Origin of the sequence: Stenotrophomonas sp. TWI1409, assembly GCF_039673015.1 — a bacterium.
In the GTDB taxonomy this organism is placed as follows: Bacteria; Pseudomonadota; Gammaproteobacteria; order Xanthomonadales; family Xanthomonadaceae; genus Stenotrophomonas; species Stenotrophomonas maltophilia_A.
The window spans coordinates 1-18,527 of the sequence record NZ_JBDJKU010000076.1; the positions used below are offsets into that span (position 1 = coordinate 1).

Genomic DNA, 18,527 nt, shown 5'->3' on the forward strand with positions numbered 1-18,527 from the left:
CAACGAAGAGCGCATCAAACTGAAACTGAAAGGTCTGAGCCCGATAAAGTACCGGGAGCAGGCCCAATCGGCCGCCTGACCCCGTCCAAGTCTCGGGGGTCACTTCATGGATGGATTCACGGCGTCCCCCGCAACCGGACCCACCCCGCCATCCCCCAGGAAGCCCGCGCTGTTGCAGTTGCTTTGGCAGTTGCTTTGGCTGTTGCTGTTGCTCCGGCTCCTGCGGGTGCAGGGCTGCAAGCCCTGCAGACACCCCCTCGTGCACAATGGGGCCGACCCCGCCTGGACACCGTCCCTGATGTCGAGCAAGCCGTATTCAGAAGCCTGCGAGCGCAACCGCGAACCCATCGCCACCGCACTCGACCCGTGGATGGGCGACCGTCATCGGGTGCTGGAGATCGGCAGTGGAACCGGCCAGCACGCGGCCTTCTTCGCCGAACGCTGGCCGTGGCTGCGCTGGCAGCCCAGCGATCATCCGGACCATCTGCCCGGCATCGAGGCCTGGCGTGCGGAGGCCGCGCTGCTCAATCTGCTGCCGCCAGTGGCGCTGCAGGTGGAACTACCCCCGGCGCCGGGCCTGTCGTTGCCCGAGGGCAGCACGTTCGATGCCGCATTCAGTGCCAACACGTTGCACATCATGGGTTGGGAGCATGTGCAGGCGCTGTTCGCCGCGTTGCCGTCGGTGCTGCGGCATGGTGCGCTGCTGGCGGTATACGGCCCGTTCAACTACGGCGGCCGCTACACCAGCGACAGCAACGCGCAGTTCGATGCCTGGCTGAAGGCGCGTGATCCACGCAGCGGCATCCGCGATGTGGAAGCGGTGCAGGCGCTGGCGGCGGACAACGGCTTCACCCGCCTGGGTGATGTGGCGATGCCGGCCAACAACCGGTTGCTGCTGTGGCGGCTGGGGTGATCAGGCGTCCGGCGACATGCTGGAAAGGCGTGCCGCCGCAGCGCGCAGCCCGTTGAAAATGGGTTCGGACACGTTTACGGGGAAATCACTTGGGAGCTGACGCGTGACCTGCTCGATGGCGGGTTCGACGGCTGCGATCAGCGCTTCGATCCACGGCTCCGCACCATCAGCGATACCACAGGCGCGTGCGGTTTCGTTCCAATGGCGTCGTCGCACAAGGTGCAGCTTCCGGTGGCGATTCTTGCCCTGGACGGACATGGCGAGCTGTGCATTCCGCGGGTCGAGCTGGTTTGGCCCCCTACCCAGGATGGGATGCACCGACAATACGTCGTAGACGGGTGTCAGGCGGAAGCGTCCACCGGCTTCGAGGTAAACACTGAAGTTCTTGGCATGTCCATCGGTTGCAGCCAACATCCAGAAAAGAATCTGCGTCTTGAAGAAGGTCGCCCGATCCTCGAAATGCTCGGATTGTCGAAGCAGATCCATGATGGTCACGATGCCTGGGCCGCCATCGGATTCATACTTCCTGGCAGCGGGCAGACCGAAGACCTGGCACATGTCTTCCTGCGGCAGCCGCAGCCACCACCGGCGATCCGCAGAAAGGCGGCGGTCGAATCGCTCCACAATAAGCGCGCGTTCGTCCTTGAAGCGTCCCATCTGCGTATTCGCAACGGGGATTCCAAAGGCGGAAAGCAGTTGCATGCACAGCCATTCGTTCTCGACGGATTGGTGCATGTCCGCCCGCATGTTGCCCACAATGCCAAGCGGCAGCTTGAAGATATGGGTGGATGGGGTACTGCCGGTAGGAATGCACCACTGGCCAGCATGCAGCAGAAGTCCCGTCTTCTCCTGCGCACCGGCGATGGATATGCGGAACGCATCATCACTGGTGGGTGCGCCAGGTAGATTCCCTGCCGTCACCTGACGCAGGATCGCAGCGACGCCTGATTCGTCCAACGCTTCGCACGTAATCTGCTGGATGTCCCCCGGTGTATGCGAAAGCGGCAGCAGTTGCACTGCGCCGACGCAATCCCGGCCAATGGCTTCGAGAAGATCGAATGTGTCGCTGCTGCGCGTGGAGAACCTGTCGCGGATCCGGTTGCGGATGACGGCGTTGTCGGGAAGAAGGTTGTCGAAGTAGTTGTTGACGACATCGCCCCGATGGCTCTCACCCTCCGGGAGCAGGGGCAGTGAGAGTGACAACGGCCGGGACTGGGCGGAGCTGATCCACGAGTCGACGTACGAAAGCCGGGAAGAGCCGCTCCGGACATCATCCCAGAGCGCGACCTCGACACCATTCATCCAGACCCGCAGCGTACCCATGGCTCACCACTCCAACGTTGAGGTTGTCTCCGGGGGGCTTCGCTGCTGCAATCTGACTTCCAGACCCAGCACTGCCCAGACCCGCATCAGCCGTTCGAAGCTTGCCGATGCCGGGTCGCGCTCCAATGCGCCTACTGCCTGGCGGCTTATGCCGAGCTGTGCCGCCAACTGCGCCTGGCTCAGGCCCGCCTGGCGCCTGAACGCACGCATCAGCGGTGCCAGTTGTTGAGGTGTCCTCACCGTGTGCAGCGGCCTGTCCATATCGGCAGTCCCCTAGAAAGTGGCCGTACGCGAACGTGTACGCAAAGGATAGGTTGCATTACGACAAGCAACCTATCCCTTTCCTTCGCTGGAGGCAACCTATCGATTGCTATCTCAATATGCAATCAATAGGTTGCTTTCGCGCCGCCAGCGGTGCTCAAGCCACCTGCACGATGTGCAGCGCCTTTGGGTTCCGCCACTGCGCCAGCAGGGCGGCTTCGCGCGCCTTGGCCTGCTCGAAATGCGCTTCCTTGACGTGGCCGAAGCCGCGGATGTGCTCGGGCACGCTGGCGATCTCCACCGCCAGCGCCAGACGGTCGTCATCCAGGCCGTCCAGCAGCAGCTGCACGGTGGCCTCGTAATCGCCGATCAGCTTGCGCTCCATGCGGCGTTCCTCGGTGCGTCCGAACACGTCGAAGCGGCCACCACGCAGGAACTTCAGCTTGGCCAGCAGGCCGAAGGCCTTGAACATCCACGGGCCGTATTCCTTCTTCAGCAACCGGCCCTGCTCGTCCTTCTTGGCGAACAGCGGCGGTGCCAGGTGGAAGCGCAGCTGGTAATCGCCCTCGAACTGCTGCTGCAGGCGGCGCTGGAAGTCGCCACTGGTATACAGGCGGGCCACTTCGTACTCGTCCTTGTAGGCCATCAGCTTGAACAGGTAACGGGCTACGGTCTCGGTCAGCGCGGTGGAACCGCCGATGCGGTCGGCTTCGGCGGCGCGCACGCGCTCGACCAGGCTGCGGTAGCGGTTGGCGTAGGCAGCGTCCTGGTACTCGACCAGGAACGCGGCGCGGCGCTCGATCATTTCATCCAGCGAGCGCGACAGGCGGGCGTCGTCCAGCGGCAGGAACGCAACATCGCCACCGTGCGAGGGCAGGCCACGCAGTTCGCGTTCGTCGCCGGTGTTGCGCGGTGCGGCGGTGGCACCCCATTCGTTGCCCTCCCACTCGCCCGGCGGCAGCGGGTGCAGCGGGCCCGGAGTGGATTCGGTATCGGTGTGGCGGTTGCGCACCAGGCCGGCGGCCTGCTGCACGGCCTGCGGGTCGACCACGGCCAGGCGGCCCCAGGCGAAGGCCTGCTGGTTCATCGCCACGGCGGCGCCGTTGAGCTCGATGGCGCGCATCAGTGAATCGAACGACAGCGGCACCAGGCCCTGCTGCCACGCATAGCCGAGAATGAACAGGTTGGCGGCGATCGCATCGCCCAGCAGCGCGGTGGCCAGCTGGGTGGCATCCAGCAGCAACGGCTCCTGGCCGCCCAGCGCCACGCGCACACCGGCCACGATGTCGGCGGCGGGGAACTGCATGTCCGGGCGGGTGGTGAAGGTACCGGGCATCGCTTCGTAGGTGTTCAGCACCACCTGCGAACGGCCGGCACGCACCTTCGACAGGGCCCAGTAGTCGTTGACCACCACCATGTCGCAGCCCACCACCAGGTCAGCCTCACCGGCGGCGATGCGCACGGCGTGGATGTCTTCGGGACGACGGGCGATGCGGATGTGCGTGGTCACCGCGCCGCCCTTCTGTGCCAGGCCGGTCTGGTCGAGCACGGTCGCACCCTTGCCTTCCAGGTGGCCGGCCATGCCCAGCAGCGCGCCGATGGTCACCACGCCGGTACCGCCGACGCCGGTGATCAGGATGTTCCAGGGCTGTTCGAGGGTGCCGCGGATGGCCGGTGCCGGCAGGTTGTCCAGCAGGGTGGAAGCATCGCGCTTGCTGCCCTTGCGCGGCTGGCCACCGTGCACGGTGACGAAGCTCGGGCAGAAACCGTTCACGCAGGAATAGTCCTTGTTGCAGTTGGACTGATCGATCTCGCGCTTGCGCCCGAACTCGGTTTCCTTCGGTAGCACCGACACGCAGAAGCTCTTCTTGCCGCAGTCACCGCAGCCTTCGCAGACCAGCGAATTGATCAGCACGCGCTTCTGCGGATCTTCCAGCTTGCCGCGCTTGCGGCGGCGGCGCTTCTCGGTGGCGCAGGTCTGTTCGTAGATCAGGATCGAAACCCCCTTCACCTCGCGCAGGCGCTTCTGCACCTCATCCAGCTCGCTGCGGTCGTGGAACTCGACGTCGCTGGGGAAGTGCTCGCGCTGGCCGGTCCACTTGCCGATGTTGTCCGACAGCACCACGATGGTGTGGATGCCTTCGGCGCGCATCTGCTTTGCGATGTCCGGCACGCTCAGCGGGCCGTCCACCGGCTGGCCGCCGGTCATCGCCACCGCGTCGTTGTAGAGGATCTTGTAGGTGATGTTGACGCCGGCGGCGACCGCCTGGCGGATCGCCAGCGAGCCGCTGTGGAAATAGGTGCCGTCGCCCAGATTCTGGAATACGTGCGGGGTGTCGGTGAACGGCGCCTGCCCGGCCCAGGTCACGCCTTCGCCGCCCATGTGAGTGAAGGTGTCGGTGCTGCGGTCCATCCAGGTCACCATGTAGTGGCAACCGATGCCGGCCAGCGCCCGCGAGCCTTCCGGCACCTGGGTAGAGGTGTTGTGCGGGCAGCCCGAGCAGTAGTGCGGTACGCGCGGGAAGCTGGCGCGCGGCAACGCAAGCTCGGCTTCCTTCTCCTGCATCCACTGCAGGCGCTGCTCGATCGATTCGTTGTTGAAGAACTTCTGGATGCGGCGACCGATCACGCCGGCGATGGTGGCCGGCGTCAGCTCACCGGTGGACGGCAGGATCCATTCGCCGCTTTCATCGTACTTGCCGACGATGGACGGGCGCTGGCCCCAGCTGGCCGGCCAGTTGAAGAACTGTTCCTTCATCTGGCGCTCGATGAAGGCACGCTTCTCCTCCACCACGATGATGTCTTCCAGGCCCTGCGCGAAGCGCGCGATGCCCTGCGGTTCCAGCGGCCAGGTCATGCCGACCTTGTACACGCGGATGCCGATGCCGGCGCACGCGGCTTCGTCCAGGCCCAGGTACTCCAGCGCCTGCAGCACGTCCAGGTAGCTCTTGCCGGTGGTGACGATGCCCAGCCGCGCGCGCGGCGCATCCATCACCACCTTGTCGATGCCGTTGGCGCGGGCAAAGGCCTGTGCGGCCTTCACCGCATAGCGGTGCAGGCGCATTTCCTGGTCCAGCGGCGGGTCTGGCCAGCGGATGTTGAGGCCACCCGACGGCATCTCGAAGTCTTCCGGCAGCACGATGCGGCGCGCCATCGGATCGACCTGCACCGACGCCGACGATTCCACCGTCTCGGCGATGGTCTTGAAGCCGACCCAGCGGCCGGTATAGCGGCTCATCGCCCAGCCCAGCAGGCCCATGTCGAGGATGTCCTGCACGCCGGCCGGGTTCAGCACCGGCATCATCGCGCTGACGAACTCGTCCTCGCTGCCGTGCGGCAGCGTCGAACTGCGGCAGGCATGGTCATCGGCGGCCAGTGCCAGCACGCCACCGTAGCGCGAGGTGCCGGCGGCATTGGCGTGCTTGAACACGTCGCCGCAGCGGTCCACGCCCGGGCCCTTGCCGTACCACATGCCGAACACGCCCTGCACGTTGGCGCCGGGGAACAGGTTGGTCTGCTGCGTGCCCCACACCATGGTGGCGCCCAGGTCCTCGTTCAGGCCCGGGGTGAACTTCACCTTGGCTGCTTCAAGGTGCTTGCGCGCGCGCCACAGCTCCAGGTCGAAGCCACCCAGCGGGCTGCCACGGTAGCCGCTGACAAAGCCGGCGCTGTCGATGCCTTCGGCGGCGTCGCGCAGCCGCTGCATCAGCGGCAGCCGCACCAGCGCCTGCACGCCACTCAGATAGATCCGCCCCTCGCTGCGGGTGTACTTGTGGTCGAGCGTGTAATCACGGTCGAGCAGGTCGGCGGACGAGGGCGAAGTGAGTTGCGCGGTACTGGTCATGGCTGGCCCGGTAGGATCGGCTGGCACCGGCCGCGTGCAGGCACGCGGCGGGAAAGGCGCGAATTGTAGCAGCGGGGCCGCGAGGCCCCGGCACTCGCGCCCGCGGCGGTGCTGGGGTTAGGATCGGGGAGAGAGAGGGAGGCTGCAGTTGCGGCCTGGGGAGAAGGGATGTCAGTTCCAGGAAAGATCCTGGCCAGCGTGCTGCTGGCCTCGGGAGTGGCCACGGCGTGGGCCGCGCCGGCCGTGCCGGCACCACAGGAGTTCTACTTCGACAACGACCTGGCGGCAACGCCGATGGTGGCGGTGCAGGGCGAGGGCGATGAGCTGGTGGCCCAGCTGGTCAAGCTGCGTGAGCGCGGCCGCCGCGCGGTGGAGGCGACGGTGCAGCTGGCATCGGTGGCCGGTGCGCAGGGCCGGGGCGAGCTGGCCGAGCAGCTGTATGGCGAGGCGATGAAAGAGGCGCCGGCACAGAGCAGCAGCGGCCGCAGCGTGCGCTGGAACTACGGTTGGGACCTGCTGCGCCAGGGCAAGCCGGAGGCGGCGCTGGAACAGTGGCTGGTATCGGCCAGCAACGCCCGTACGAAGCCCACCTGGGTGCCACCGACCTATGCGTTGGCATTGTGGCGGATGGGGCAGAAGCAGGAGGCGGTGCAGTGGTATGCGGCTGCGGTACGCACCGAGCCGACGCAGTGGAGTACCACGGCCAACTATGGGCAGCTGCTGCCGCAGTGGCGTGAGGATGAGCGCGCGTCGCTGGCCGAGGTGCAGCAGGCCTGGGCGGCCGCACCACCTGCCTGGCCCTGAGGGAAGGGGTTCGGCCGGGTTGCACCCGGCACCCGCAGAGGCAACAGCTGAAGCAACAGCAACAGCCGAAGCAACAGCGGGCTTCCTGCGGGATGGCGGGGCACTGTGGGTTTGCGGGGCCGCCGTAAACCCGTCCTGGGGGCTTGGTCGCCGCATCCATGCGGCTCACACCCCGCAAACCCACAGTGCCCCGCCTTCGACAGATTCCGGCAGCTGTTGGTAGGTGTCGACCTTGGTCGACACGGTAGATCCACGCCATGCGTGGATGAATCTGTAACGGAATCGACTATTCGATATCTGATCGAAATGCAGCCGAGTGTGGGCTCGGCTCTACAGGAAGCGGCCAGCCAACCGGCTTTTGCTTCTGCTCTTCTTTTTTCTTTTCCGTGGCGGACGCACTCGGAAATTGTCAGAGGCCGGGCGGGGTGGGTTCGCGGGGGTGTCCGCGGCATGGATGCCGCGGCCAAGCCCCCATGGACGGGTTGACGGCGTCCCCCGCGAATCCATCCCGCCCGGCCAAGCGCGGCTTTTGATGTTCACAGTCAACCAGCCGCCACGAGGGGCTGCGCCGTTCGCTGGAAACCCCTCAGTCGTCCGCGGAAACCGTCCGCCCCGACGCCCACGCACGCAGTGCTTCTACCTGCTCTGCCATCAGCACCGACAGCGGTCGGGTGGCGCGGATCTCGGTCATCAGCAGCTCGGTGTCCAGCGGCCGGCCCTCGGCATGCGCCGCATACAGGCCAGCCACGATCGCCTGCTCGATCTCGGCGCCGGAAAAACCATTGGCGGCCGCCGCCAGCGCGGGCAGTGCGAAGTCGTCGGCGTTGAGCTGGCGCCGGCCCAGGTGCAGCCGCAGCAGTTCCACGCGCACGTCGGGCGAGGGCAGATCGACGAAGAAGATCTCGTCGAAGCGGCCCTTGCGCAGCAGCTCGGCGGGCAGCTCGTGCACCTGGTTGGCGGTGGCGACGATGAACACCGGCGCTTTGCGTTCGGCCATCCAGGTCAGCAGGTAACCGAGCACGCGGCGTGACACGCCGCCGTCCTCGCCTCCGCTGGCCAGGCCCTTCTCGATCTCGTCCATCCACAGCACGCAGGGCGCGAGTTGTTCGGCCGAGGCCAGTGCCTGGCGCAGGTTGGCTTCGGTCTCGCCGTGGTACTTGTTGTACAGCGCGCCCACGTCCAGGCGCAGCAGGGGCACGCCGAAGCCGGCGGCGGTGGCCTTGGCCAGCATCGACTTGCCACAGCCCTGTACGCCCAGCAGCAGCATGCCGCGCGGCGGGTCCAGCCCGGCCGGGGCGGAGCCGGCAATGAACGCCACCCGGCGTTGGTTGATCCAGCGCTTGAGCCGGTTGGCACCGGCCACATCGCCGAAGCGCGCGCTGTCATGTTCGAAGAACAGGTGGCCGCTGCGGTTGAGCAGCTCGAACTTCAGCCGCGCCAGCTGTGGCAGGTCGTCGTCGCGCAGTGCGCCATCGGCGTAGATCAGCTGGCGCGCGATGCGCCGGGCATCGACCAGGCTCAGGCCCTGCAGGTTCTTCAGGATTTTCTTCACCGCCTCGCTGTCGACTTCAACCCGGCGGCCGCCATGCTCGCGCGCATAGGCGTCGGCCTCCTCGCGCAGCATCTTCAGCAGGGCATTGGCATCGGGCAGGCGCGGGTTGAAGCGCACCGCCAGCGCTTCCAGCTCGGCCGGCAGCTCCACTTTGGCACCGATCAGCACCAGCACATGCGGCTCGCTGTGGCGGCGCTGGATCAGGTCGCGAAGGGCGCGCTGGTGGCTGGCATAGCCCAGGTAGGGATGGAAATCGAGCAGCAGGTAGACGCCGCGCTGGTGGGCCTGGCGGATCATCTGCAGGGCCGCGCTGGCATCGGGCGGCCCGACCGGCGGGTCTTCGCTGTCCAGGTCGATCCGGCGCAGGCCCTCGGTGATCGACCAGCGGTGCAGGGCCCGCCAGACGTGCATCAGCGTCTGCCGGAACAGCTCGACGATGCGACCCTCGTCCTGGGTCTCGATGACGATCAGTGGGGTATTGGCGCGGATCAACGCGCTCAGATCCTGCAGTTCGCTCATGCCGGTTCGATCCTTCGGGGGCGCCACGATAGCAAAGGCGATGGCCGCTGGTTCAGCACGACGCTACCTCCCGTCACCATCACCGGTGTACGCTCGGGGCACGTACCCGGAAGCGAGGCTGGCATGAAGACGATCCTGGTGGCCGGTTCCAAGGGCGGGGTGGGCAAGACCACCGTCGCCACCCACCTGGCCGCGTACGCGGCATTGCAGGGCAAGGCCACGGTGATTGCCGATGCCGACCCGCAGGGTTCCAGCACCCGCTGGGCACAACGCCGTGCCGGGCTGGAAAGCGCGGTGCTCCCCATCGACGTGTATCGGAAGAAGCAGTGGGCGCAGAAGCTGCCCGACGGCACCGACACCGTCATCATCGATGCGCCGGCCGGTGCCCTGGCTGACGATATTCCCCATTTCCTCGACGCTGCCGACGCGGTGGTGGTACCGGTGCTGCCCTCGGCGCTGGACATCGAAGCGATCGTCGGCTTCCTCAACAGCCTGGCCCAGAACCCGCGCGTGCACAGCCGCAAGCTGCCGGTGGGGCTGGTGCTCAACCGTACCAAACCATGGACCCAGACCTCGCAGCAGGCGCTGCAGATGCTGGGTGAATGGCCGTACCCGGTGGTCGCGCAGCTGCGCGACAGCCAGAGCTATGTGGTCATGACCGGCCTGGGCCGCAGCCTGTTCGACTACCGCTCGGCCCAGGTGCGCGAGCACCAGGCCGACTGGGAGCCGCTGCTGTCCTGGCTGAAGCTTTGATGCCTGCGTCACTCTTTCTGCTGCATCCTCTTCTTCATGGAAACCCGCGATGCGTGAACTGATCCTGCTGCGCCATGCCCATGCCGAACCGGCTACCCCCGGCCAGGCCGACCTCGACCGGCCGTTGTCGCCGGTGGGGCTCGCCGAAGCCGAAGCCGCCGGCAAGTGGCTGAAGGAGAACAACCTGCTGCCGGACTGTGTGCTGTGCTCACCGGCGCGGCGCACCCGGGAGACCCTGGAAGCCGTGCTCGGCACCATCGGCTATGTCGAGAAGCGCCTGGAAGACCGCATCTACGAGGCTACCCCCGGCACCCTGGCGGCGCTGGTGGACGACCGCCGTGACCTCGACCGGGTGCTGATCGTCGGCCACAACCCCGGCCTGGAGCGCCTGGTGGCGTTGATGACGGAAGGCACCAGCAGCGACTATCGCGGCATGCCGCCGGCCGGCATTGCCGTGCTCGGCTTCCCGCGCGAGGCCTCGATCGAGCCGGGCGTGGCCAGCCTGAACGCGTTCTGGTGGCCGTGATCCAATGAGCCTGGCGCGGCGCAGCCGCTTTCTGCTGCCCGTGCTGCTGGCTTCCGGCGCGGCCTGGGCTGCCGCGCCACCGCCAACGCCCTTGCCGCCGGTGGTCGCTGAAGCGCACCGGGTCCTGCACCTGGATACCCAGCGCTCGCAGATCGGTTTCGAGGTGCGGACCCGCTTCGGGCAACGCATCGAAGGCCTGTTCCCGCACTTCGAGGGTCGCATCGAGATCCTCTCCGACGGCCGCCACCAGGTGCACCTGAAGATGTTCACGCGCTCGGTCGAGATCCCCGGCAAGGCGCGCTACACCGGCTGGATGCGCGGCGAGGAGTTCTTCGACGCAGGCCGCCACCCGGTGGTCGAGTTCGACTCGCTGCCGTACTGGCCGGAGACCGTGGAAGACGGGGGCGACATCAACGGGCGGCTGACCCTGCGCGGGATCAGCCACCCCGAGACACTGAAGGTCGAGAAGGCGGATTGCGCCCGACCCGGCTATGATTGCGACGTCGTCAGCCGCGGTACCGTGCAGCGAGGCCGGTATGGAATGGACAGCTGGCAGCTTGCCTTGAGTGACCGAGTGACCTTCGTATTGCGAGCGCGCCTGAGCGAGGCGCCGAAACCGTGAACCTCCTGCTGCGTGTACTGGCGCTGGCAACCGTGTTGCTGGGCAGCGGTTGTGCATCGCTGTCCAATGCCGAGCGCGACCGCGCCGAAGCGATCGCCGTGCAGGCGCGCTCGATCCAGGTCGACTGTCAGCGCGCCGACCGCTGCGCACAGGATTCGCCGCTGCGGGCGCTGGCCGGCCGGGCGTTCACCGAATCCACCCCGGAGCAGCCGCGCCACTACGCCACCCTGCTGGACGAGGGGGAGGGCGCCCTGGTGGCGCGCCTGAACCTGCTGCGCAGTGCCACCCGCAGCATCGACCTGCAGACCTACATCTTCGACAAGGACGACAGCGCGCGGCTGGTCATCGACGAACTGCTGGCCGCGTCGCGGCGCGGGGTGAAGGTGCGGGTGCTGATCGACCAGCTCTCGGCGATCTCCGACCTGCAGATCCTCGGCGCATTGTCCGGCGCCCACCAGAACTTCCAGCTGCGGGTCTACAACCCGACCTTCGGCAAGGCCCGGCTGAACTACTTCGATTACGCCGGCAGCGTGCTGTGCTGCTTCCGTCGCTTCAACCAGCGCATGCACAACAAGCTGCTGGTGATCGACGATGCGATCGGCGTGGTCGGCGGCCGCAACTACCAGGACGACTATTACGACTGGGATCGCGAGTACAACTTCCGCGATCGCGACGTCATGATCGCCGGCCCGGAAGCGCGGGCGATGGCGGCCAACTTCGATGCGTTCTGGCGCGCCAAGCGCAGCGTGCCGGCCGAGCGCCTGAATGACGTGGGCCGCACCCTGCTGCGCGAAGGCGTGCCGGTGCTGCCGCCCGCCACGTTCCGCCGCCCGGAGCGGGTGCAGCGGGTCAGCGCTGAAGCCAATGACATGGACTTCGTCACCCGTTCCTTCGTGGATACCGCGCTGCCGGTGGCCTCGGTGCGCTACGTCGCCGACCTGCCGCGCAAGCACCGCCGCGAGAAGGCCGACGCCCCGCTGGCCGGCCAGCATGTGACCGAGCCGCAGCTGGACGCACTCATTGCCGGTGCGCAGAAGGAAGTGATCCTGCAGACGCCGTACCTGGTGCTGTCCAAGCCGGCGCAGAAGCTGTTCCGCGAGCTGCGCAAGCGCCCGCAGCCGCCGCGCGTGGTGGTGTCCAGCAACAGCCTGGCGGCCACCGACAACCCGATCGTGTATGCGCTGTCGTACAAGTACAAGCGACGCAACATGCGCGAACTGGGCTTCAACATCTTCGAGTACAAGCCGTTCCCGCTGGATGCACCGGTCGACTACCGCAATCTGCTGCCCGACCCGATCGCCGCGCCCGGAGGCGACGACGACGGCGGGCGCAATCCGCTGATCGGCGGCAGCGCCGCTGGCAGCAATGCCGGTGGTGGCAGCGAAGGGGATCTGGCCGCGCCCCGCAAGCAGGTGGCGGTGCATCATCCGCGTACCGGCAGTGCCTACCAGAACGCGCGCGAACGTCGCCGCGCCGCCGGCAGCGAGGTGGAAACGCGCCTGCTGCGCACCGAGACGCGTCCGTCGTTCCTGGGCAGCAAGGCGGTCAACAAGCCGTTGCCGGTCACCCGCAAGGGCGCCCGCATGGGCCTGCACGCCAAGTCGCTGGTGGTCGATCGCCGCATCGGCGTGGTCGGCACCCACAACTTCGATCCGCGCAGCGAGAACTACAACACCGAAGGCGCGGTGATCATCGACGATCCGGTGTTTGCCGAGCAGCTGGCCGAGAGCATCCTGCGCGATACCCATCCGCAGAACTCGTGGACAGTGGCGCCGCGGGCCAAGCCGCCAGTGCTGTCGGGCCTGAACTACAGCGTCGGCAAAGCCTCCGAAGCGCTGCCGATCCTCGACTTCTGGCCGTGGCGCTACGCCACCGACTACGAGTTCAAGCCCGGTCCGGACTGCCCACAGCCGCTGCCACGGCAGGACCCGGCGTTCCACAACTGCTACGTCGCCGTCGGCGACTTCCCCGAAGTCAACGTCGGCCCGAAGTGGCTGCTGGTGCGCATGCTGACTGCATTCGGCGCCGGCCTCGTTCCCATCCTCTGAAGGTGCCCGCATGACCCAGGTATTCCGCGAAGCCGTTTCCATCGAGCAGCTCAACGCGCTCAGCCGCAACACGGCGATCGAATCCCTCGGCATCGTCTTCAGCGCTGCGGGCGAAGACTGGCTGCAGGCCACCATGCCGGTGGACGAGCGCACCCGGCAGCCGTACGGCATCCTGCACGGCGGTGCCTCGGTGGTGCTGGCCGAGACCTTGGGCAGCAGCGCCGGCAACCTGTGCGTGGATACCGGCAAGCAGATCTGCGTGGGCCTGGAAATCAACGCCAACCACGTGCGCGCCGTGCGCTCGGGCACGGTCACCGGCACCGCCCGCGCGCTGCACGTCGGCCGCAGCACCCAGCTGTGGGAGATCCGCATCGAAGACGAGCAGGGCCGGCTGGTGTGCATCTCTCGGCTGACCCTGGCGGTGGTGGCCGCCGGCCACGGTTGAGCCCCCGGCGGGCGTGTTGACGGCGGCAGAACCCAGCGTTCCCCGCCGATTGCCCCGGTCAATGGCGGTTATGGCCTAAATCGGCTGGCAGCTGCTGCGGCGCTCCGGTATCGTGCGCGGATGACTTCCCCCACTCCGGCCCCCCGTGGCGGCGTGGCGCGTGTGTGCCGTTACCTGTACCGCGTACCGCTGCTGTTGGTCCACATCATCGTGTTCCTGCCGCTGATCCTGATCGGCATGCTTCCGCCGTGGGGCGAGCTGCGCGTGGGCGAGGATACCTTCGGGGCGAAGGTGGTGAACTGGTGGCAGGGGGGCCTGATGTGGATCTTCGGCTTCCGCCTGTCACGGGTGGGCCAGCCCTTGCCCGGTGCCGTGCTGTTCGTCGCCAACCACGTCAGCTGGGTGGACATCAGCATCCTGCACAGCGAGCGCATGATGGGCTTCGTCGCCAAGCGCGAAATCGCCAGCTGGCCGCTGGTCGGTTGGCTCGCCGCGCGCGGGCAGACCATCTTCCACCAGCGCGGCAATACCGAATCGCTCGGTGGCGTGATGCAGGTGATGGCCGATCGCCTGCGTGCCGGCAAGGCAGTAGGCGTGTTCCCGGAAGGGCGCACCCGCGGTGGCCATGAAGTGGGGCCGTTCCATGCCCGCATCTTCCAGGCCGCGGTCGAAACCGGTGTTCCGGTGCAGCCTGTGGCGCTGGTCTATGGGTTCAAGGGTGACGCACAGACCATCGTGGCATTCGGCCCGGGCGAGAGTTTCGCCGCCAATTTCCTGCGCCTGCTGGGTGAGCCGGCGCGGCATACCGAAGTGCATTTCCTGGAGCCGATCGGTACCCAGGACCTGGAAGGCCGTCGACGCATCGCGGAAACCTCGCGCGCGCGCATCGTGGCGGCCATGAGCACCGGCTGAGGGCACGGTGGCCCTGGTCCCGCCACCCGTCCTGGACGCCGGTACACCGACGTTGCATGCGACTGACTACCAGCCGCCGCGCTGGCTGCGCAATCCGCACCTGCAGTCGATGCTCAGCTCCAGCCGCATGCGCCTGCAGCGCGGCCTGCTGCTGCTGGCCGCCACCGGTGCGGTCAGCGAAGAGCTGATCCTCGACGGCGGTGATGGCGTGCGCCTGCAGGGCTGGCACAGCCATGTCGAAGGCCGCGAACCGAAGGGCATGGCCCTGCTGCTGCATGGCTGGGAGGGCAGTGCCGAATCCAGTTACATGCGCATGGCTGCCGCGCGCATGATCGAACAGGGTTTCGATGTTGTGCGGCTGAACTTCCGCGACCATGGCAACACCCACCATCTGAACCCCGGCATCTTCCACTCCAACCTGATCGATGAAGTGGTGCATGCCGCGGGTGACATCGCCCAGCGCTGGCCGCAGCTGCCGCTGGTGGCCGCCGGCTATTCGCTGGGTGGCAACTTCGTGCTGCGCCTGGCCCTGCGCGCGCCGGCTGCCGGCGTGCCGCTGCTGCGGGTGGCCTCGGTGTGCCCGGTGCTGGACCCGGGGCTGACGATGGAGAGCATCGAAAACGGCCCGGCGATGTACGACTGGTACTTCCGCCGCAAATGGGCCGGCTCGCTGCGCCGCAAGCGCGATCTGTTTCCCGAGCTGAGCGACTGCGACGATCGCGTGCTGAAGCTGGACATCCGTGCACTGACTGCCTGGCTGGTCGAACGGCACACCACCTTCGGCTCGCTGCAGGCCTATTTCGATGGCTATTCGATTGCCGGTGACCGCCTGTCCACCCTGCAGGTGCCGGCCGACATCCTGATGGCGCAGGACGACCCGGTGATCCCGTACGCGACCTTCAGCGATTGGCAGCTGCCGCGCCAGGCGCACCTGGAAACCGCCTGCTGGGGAGGCCACTGCGGCTTCCTGGAAAACTGGCGGGGTGACGGCTTCTCCGAGCGCTGGGTGGCACAGCGCCTGCAGCGGGTGCTGGCGGGCTGAACCGGCACCGGTGCGTGGACCGCTACAATGCGGGTTTGCACTTGAACCGGACCGCCATGCAAGACCAGATCATCCAAGCGTTGCGCCAGAACCAGGCCGACCAGGCCGTGCAGCTGGCCCAGGCGTGGACCCGTGATGAACCCGGCCAGGCCGAAGCCCACCGCTGGCTGGCGCTTGCGCTGCAGCAGCAGGGCAAGGCCGAGGATGCGATGGAGGCGCTGCAGCAGGCGTTGCAGCTGGCCCCCGATGATGCCCAGCTGCACCTGCAGCACGCTGGCCTGCTGCTCGCCCTGCGCCAGTACCAGGGCGCTGACGAAGCGCTGGCACGTACCACCGGGCTTGACCCGAACTCATTCGCCGCCTATCTGATGCAGGCGCACCTGGCGATCGGCCGCAACGACTTCGATGAAGCCCAGCGCCTGTCCACGCTGGCCTCGCGCGTTGAGCCGGACCACCCGGAACTGCTGACCATCGACGGCATGATCGCGCTGCGCCGCGACGACCCTGATCGTGCGCTGACGCTGCTGTCGGCGGCCAACCAGGCGCAGCCCAACGACACCCGCGTGCTGTACGCACTGGGCTTCGCCTACCTGGGCAAGGACATGCTGGCCTTCGCCGAGCAGGCGTTCCGCCGCGTGCTGGAGCTGAACCCGGCCATCAGCTCGCTGCATGGCCTGGTAGTGCAGTTGGCGCTGCGCCAGGGCAACCTGGAGGCGGCTGCCGAAGCGATGCAGATCGCGCTTCAGCAGGAAGGCATGGATACGCCGTCGATGCGTCGCCTGGCCGGTGAACTGTCGCTGCGCGGCGGCCAGCCGCTGCAGGCGTTGGACCATCTGCTGCCGTTGCTGGAATCGATCCCCGACGACCGCCAGGTGCTGCAGCTGCTGCTGATGTCCTGGCAGCGCCTGGGCCGCGAAGACGAGGCCCGCGCGCGCCTGGACGCTGCCCTGGAACAGCATCCGCAGCTGCACGACCTGTGGCTGGCACGCCTGGCCGTGGAAGAAGTCGGCAGCCCGACCGCCGCAGCGACCGTGGAGCGCTGGATGGACGCGATGCCGGGTCATCTGCCGGCACTGGAAGCACGCCTGCGCCTGCATGACATGGTGGGCGAACACGAAGAGGCCGAAGCCATCGCCGAACGTATCGTCAGCCTCGAACCGGGCCGCGTCAGTGGCGAAACACGCCTGGTCGAAGGCCTGCTGCAGCGTGATCCGGTCGCCGCGATCGCGCGCGTGCAGGCGCTGATCGACAGGGCGCCGGACGGCCATCGCGCCGACCTGCGTACCTGGCTGGGTGAAATCCAGGACCGCGCTGGCCAGCCGGAACAGGCGCTGCAGACGTGGATGGCGCTGCAGGCCGACCAGGCACCGCAGCGCCTGCCGCTTCCACCGCAGGCCAAGGCGCCGCCGAGCTGGCCGGAGAAGGGCGAGATCGACAGTGATGCCAGCTCCGCGCCGATCTTCCTGTGGGGTGCGCCGGGTTCGGGTGTGGAGCGGGTTGCGACCGGCCTGGCGGCCGCCAGCCCGGTGCTGCGCAGCGACCGCTACACCAGCAATCCGCCGGATGATGCATTCCAGAACTACCACACGCTGCAGGACCTCGCCTCCGGCGTGCTGACCCCGGAGCGGCTGGTGCAGCGCTGGCGCGAGCAGCTGCCGGCGCGTGGCCTGCAGGGCGATGCCGTCATCGACTGGCTGCTGTGGTGGGACAACGCCCTGCTGTGGGCGCTGCGCCCGCAGCTGCCGCAGGGACGACTGGTGCTCGTGCTGCGTGACCCGCGCGACATGCTGCTCGACTGGGTGGCCTACGGCGCTGCCGCTCCGCTGGCGATGACCTCGCTGGCTGAAGCCAGCGAATGGCTGGCGCGCGGGCTGGCGCAGGTTGCCACCCTGCATGAGGAAGAACTGTATCCGCACGTGCTGCTGCGCATCGACCAGATCGGCAATGATCCGCACGCGATGGCCGAGCTGCTGGGACGCCTGTTCGAGCGGCAGATGCCGCCGGCCGCACAGCTGGGCGCACCGCGCTTCCCGCCGGGCCACTGGCGCAACTACCGCGACGTGATGAGCGCCGCCTTTGCCAAGCTCACCCCGATTGCGGTGCGCCTGGGTTACCCGGAAGAGTAAGGAGAAGCCGATGCAACTGAGCAGCCACAGCCTGACCAACGGCGCGCCGATCGACCGCGCGTTCGCCGCCGGCGATGCCACCGGCTTCGCGCCGGACCGCAATCCGCACCTGGCCTGGAACGGCGCACCGGAAGGCACGCGTTCGTTCCTGCTGGTGTGCGTGGACCCGGATGTGCCGACCGTTGCGGAAACGGTCGGCCGCAGCGACATGACCGTGCCGCGCGACCAGCCGCGCTGCGACTTCGTGCACTGGGTGATGGCCGATATTCCGGCCTCGGTGCAGGAGATCGCCGCCGGCAGCTGCAGCGATGGCTTCGTGGTGAAGGGCAAGACCGCACCGGCTGGCCCGGCGGGCAGCCGCCAGGGCCTGAACGACTTCACCGGCTGGTTTGCGGGCAACCCGGACATGGCCGGCGATTACCTGGGCTATGACGGCCCCTATCCGCCGTTCAACGACGAACGCATGCACCGCTATTTCTTCCGCGTGTTCGCGCTGGATGTGGCCTCGCTGGCGCTTCCGGCGCGCTTCACCGCCGCCGACGCATATCGCGCCATGCACGGCCACGTGCTGGCCGAAGCCGCACTGCATGGCACCTACACGTTGAACCCGGCGCTGGGCTGAGGCTCGCTGTCTGTAGAGCCGAGCCCACGCTCGGCTTTGCTTTCTGTAGGGTCGAGCCATGCTAGACACACCGTGAAAGTAGTCGAGCATGGCTCGACTCTACAGAACGAAGAAGGGCGGGCGTTAGGGCGCCCGACCAACGGTTTTTTTTTTATCGAAGGCCGGCAAGACCACCCACTGCACCACGGAAGCCAGCGACGGCGCAAAGGCCGGCG

Annotated in this window: 16 protein-coding genes; 12 read left to right on the top strand and 4 right to left on the bottom strand. The window is 67.4% G+C overall.

Annotated features, from left to right (window positions below):
• On the top strand, positions 1 to 79 hold a 79-nt coding region (locus ABE423_RS18150), incomplete at its 5' end, for an IS3 family transposase (RefSeq protein ID WP_342625999.1).
• 219 nt (positions 80 to 298) lie between these two features.
• A complete protein-coding gene (locus ABE423_RS18155) occupies positions 299 to 913 on the top strand; it encodes a DUF938 domain-containing protein (RefSeq protein ID WP_346487048.1) in 615 nt (204 codons plus the stop codon).
• Here the strand turns inward: ABE423_RS18155 and ABE423_RS18160 are convergent, their stop codons facing one another.
• From ABE423_RS18160 to ABE423_RS18170, 3 genes are all read right to left on the bottom strand, one after another.
• Positions 914 to 2,236, bottom strand: coding sequence for a type II toxin-antitoxin system HipA family toxin (locus tag ABE423_RS18160; RefSeq protein ID WP_346487050.1), 1,323 nt, complete (start codon positions 2,234 to 2,236; stop codon positions 914 to 916).
• A gap of 3 nt (positions 2,237 to 2,239) precedes the next feature.
• Positions 2,240 to 2,497, bottom strand: a complete 258-nt coding sequence (locus tag ABE423_RS18165; protein WP_004134030.1) for a helix-turn-helix transcriptional regulator — start codon at positions 2,495 to 2,497, stop codon at positions 2,240 to 2,242.
• Positions 2,498 to 2,654: 157 nt separating this feature from the next.
• Positions 2,655 to 6,341 carry an indolepyruvate ferredoxin oxidoreductase family protein gene (locus ABE423_RS18170; protein ID WP_346487052.1) on the bottom strand — a complete coding sequence of 1,229 codons (3,687 nt, stop codon included), beginning with the start codon at positions 6,339 to 6,341 and terminating at the stop codon, positions 2,655 to 2,657.
• Between the two features lie 168 nt (positions 6,342 to 6,509).
• Here ABE423_RS18170 and ABE423_RS18175 point away from each other — a divergent pair, with 168 nt between their 5' ends.
• Positions 6,510 to 7,145, top strand: a complete 636-nt coding sequence (locus ABE423_RS18175; protein WP_032128715.1) for a hypothetical protein — start codon at positions 6,510 to 6,512, stop codon at positions 7,143 to 7,145.
• A 586-nt stretch (positions 7,146 to 7,731) separates the two neighbouring features.
• Here the strand turns inward: ABE423_RS18175 and ABE423_RS18180 are convergent.
• Positions 7,732 to 9,216, bottom strand: coding sequence for an AAA family ATPase (locus tag ABE423_RS18180; RefSeq protein WP_253143521.1), 1,485 nt, complete (start codon positions 9,214 to 9,216; stop codon positions 7,732 to 7,734).
• 123 nt (positions 9,217 to 9,339) lie between these two features.
• On the opposite strand from ABE423_RS18180, the gene ABE423_RS18185 reads away from it, so the two are divergent.
• From ABE423_RS18185 to ABE423_RS18225, 9 genes are all read left to right on the top strand, one after another.
• Complete coding sequence (locus tag ABE423_RS18185) at positions 9,340 to 9,969, top strand: ParA family protein (protein WP_010487235.1); 630 nt, start codon at positions 9,340 to 9,342, stop codon at positions 9,967 to 9,969.
• Between the two features lie 49 nt (positions 9,970 to 10,018).
• A complete protein-coding gene (locus ABE423_RS18190) occupies positions 10,019 to 10,495 on the top strand; it encodes a histidine phosphatase family protein (RefSeq protein WP_005407539.1) in 477 nt (158 codons plus the stop codon).
• Between the two features lie 4 nt (positions 10,496 to 10,499).
• Positions 10,500 to 11,117 (top strand): YceI family protein, encoded by a 618-nt coding sequence (locus ABE423_RS18195; protein ID WP_032128717.1) that lies wholly within the window; start codon positions 10,500 to 10,502, stop codon positions 11,115 to 11,117.
• The gene (locus ABE423_RS18200) at positions 11,114 to 13,165 is read left to right on the top strand and encodes a phospholipase D family protein (protein ID WP_253143522.1); all 2,052 of its coding nucleotides are present in this window, start codon (positions 11,114 to 11,116) and stop codon (positions 13,163 to 13,165) included. Before ABE423_RS18195 ends, ABE423_RS18200 begins: the two co-directional genes overlap by 4 nt.
• 10 nt (positions 13,166 to 13,175) lie before the next feature.
• On the top strand, positions 13,176 to 13,610 hold the full coding sequence (locus ABE423_RS18205) for a hotdog fold thioesterase (RefSeq protein ID WP_032128719.1): 435 nt from the start codon (positions 13,176 to 13,178) through the stop codon (positions 13,608 to 13,610).
• Positions 13,611 to 13,730: 120 nt separating this feature from the next.
• Positions 13,731 to 14,522, top strand: coding sequence for a lysophospholipid acyltransferase family protein (locus tag ABE423_RS18210; protein ID WP_180837764.1), 792 nt, complete (start codon positions 13,731 to 13,733; stop codon positions 14,520 to 14,522).
• Positions 14,523 to 14,574: 52 nt separating this feature from the next.
• Positions 14,575 to 15,564, top strand: a complete 990-nt coding sequence (locus ABE423_RS18215; RefSeq protein WP_050509830.1) for an alpha/beta fold hydrolase — start codon at positions 14,575 to 14,577, stop codon at positions 15,562 to 15,564.
• Positions 15,565 to 15,620: 56 nt separating this feature from the next.
• A complete protein-coding gene (locus ABE423_RS18220; protein WP_346487057.1) occupies positions 15,621 to 17,690 on the top strand; it encodes a tetratricopeptide repeat protein in 2,070 nt (689 codons plus the stop codon).
• Positions 17,691 to 17,700: 10 nt separating this feature from the next.
• Positions 17,701 to 18,312 (top strand): YbhB/YbcL family Raf kinase inhibitor-like protein, encoded by a 612-nt coding sequence (locus ABE423_RS18225; RefSeq protein ID WP_346487059.1) that lies wholly within the window; start codon positions 17,701 to 17,703, stop codon positions 18,310 to 18,312.
• Positions 18,313 to 18,527: the final 215 nt, after the last annotated feature.

What these genes read in the sequence shown, in the direction of transcription:
- ABE423_RS18170 (WP_346487052.1), bottom strand. Translation starts at nt 6,341, where the DNA reads ATGACCAGTACCGCGCAACTCACTTCGCCCTCGTCCGCCGACCTGCTC.
- ABE423_RS18195 (WP_032128717.1), top strand. Translation starts at nt 10,500, where the DNA reads ATGAGCCTGGCGCGGCGCAGCCGCTTTCTGCTGCCCGTGCTGCTGGCT.
- ABE423_RS18175 (WP_032128715.1), top strand. Translation starts at nt 6,510, where the DNA reads ATGTCAGTTCCAGGAAAGATCCTGGCCAGCGTGCTGCTGGCCTCGGGA.
- ABE423_RS18155 (WP_346487048.1), top strand. Translation starts at nt 299, where the DNA reads ATGTCGAGCAAGCCGTATTCAGAAGCCTGCGAGCGCAACCGCGAACCC.
- ABE423_RS18160 (WP_346487050.1), bottom strand. Translation starts at nt 2,236, where the DNA reads ATGGGTACGCTGCGGGTCTGGATGAATGGTGTCGAGGTCGCGCTCTGG.
- ABE423_RS18165 (WP_004134030.1), bottom strand. Translation starts at nt 2,497, where the DNA reads ATGGACAGGCCGCTGCACACGGTGAGGACACCTCAACAACTGGCACCG.
- ABE423_RS18210 (WP_180837764.1), top strand. Translation starts at nt 13,731, where the DNA reads ATGACTTCCCCCACTCCGGCCCCCCGTGGCGGCGTGGCGCGTGTGTGC.
- ABE423_RS18180 (WP_253143521.1), bottom strand. Translation starts at nt 9,216, where the DNA reads ATGAGCGAACTGCAGGATCTGAGCGCGTTGATCCGCGCCAATACCCCA.
- ABE423_RS18205 (WP_032128719.1), top strand. Translation starts at nt 13,176, where the DNA reads ATGACCCAGGTATTCCGCGAAGCCGTTTCCATCGAGCAGCTCAACGCG.
- ABE423_RS18190 (WP_005407539.1), top strand. Translation starts at nt 10,019, where the DNA reads ATGCGTGAACTGATCCTGCTGCGCCATGCCCATGCCGAACCGGCTACC.
- ABE423_RS18220 (WP_346487057.1), top strand. Translation starts at nt 15,621, where the DNA reads ATGCAAGACCAGATCATCCAAGCGTTGCGCCAGAACCAGGCCGACCAG.
- ABE423_RS18185 (WP_010487235.1), top strand. Translation starts at nt 9,340, where the DNA reads ATGAAGACGATCCTGGTGGCCGGTTCCAAGGGCGGGGTGGGCAAGACC.
- ABE423_RS18225 (WP_346487059.1), top strand. Translation starts at nt 17,701, where the DNA reads ATGCAACTGAGCAGCCACAGCCTGACCAACGGCGCGCCGATCGACCGC.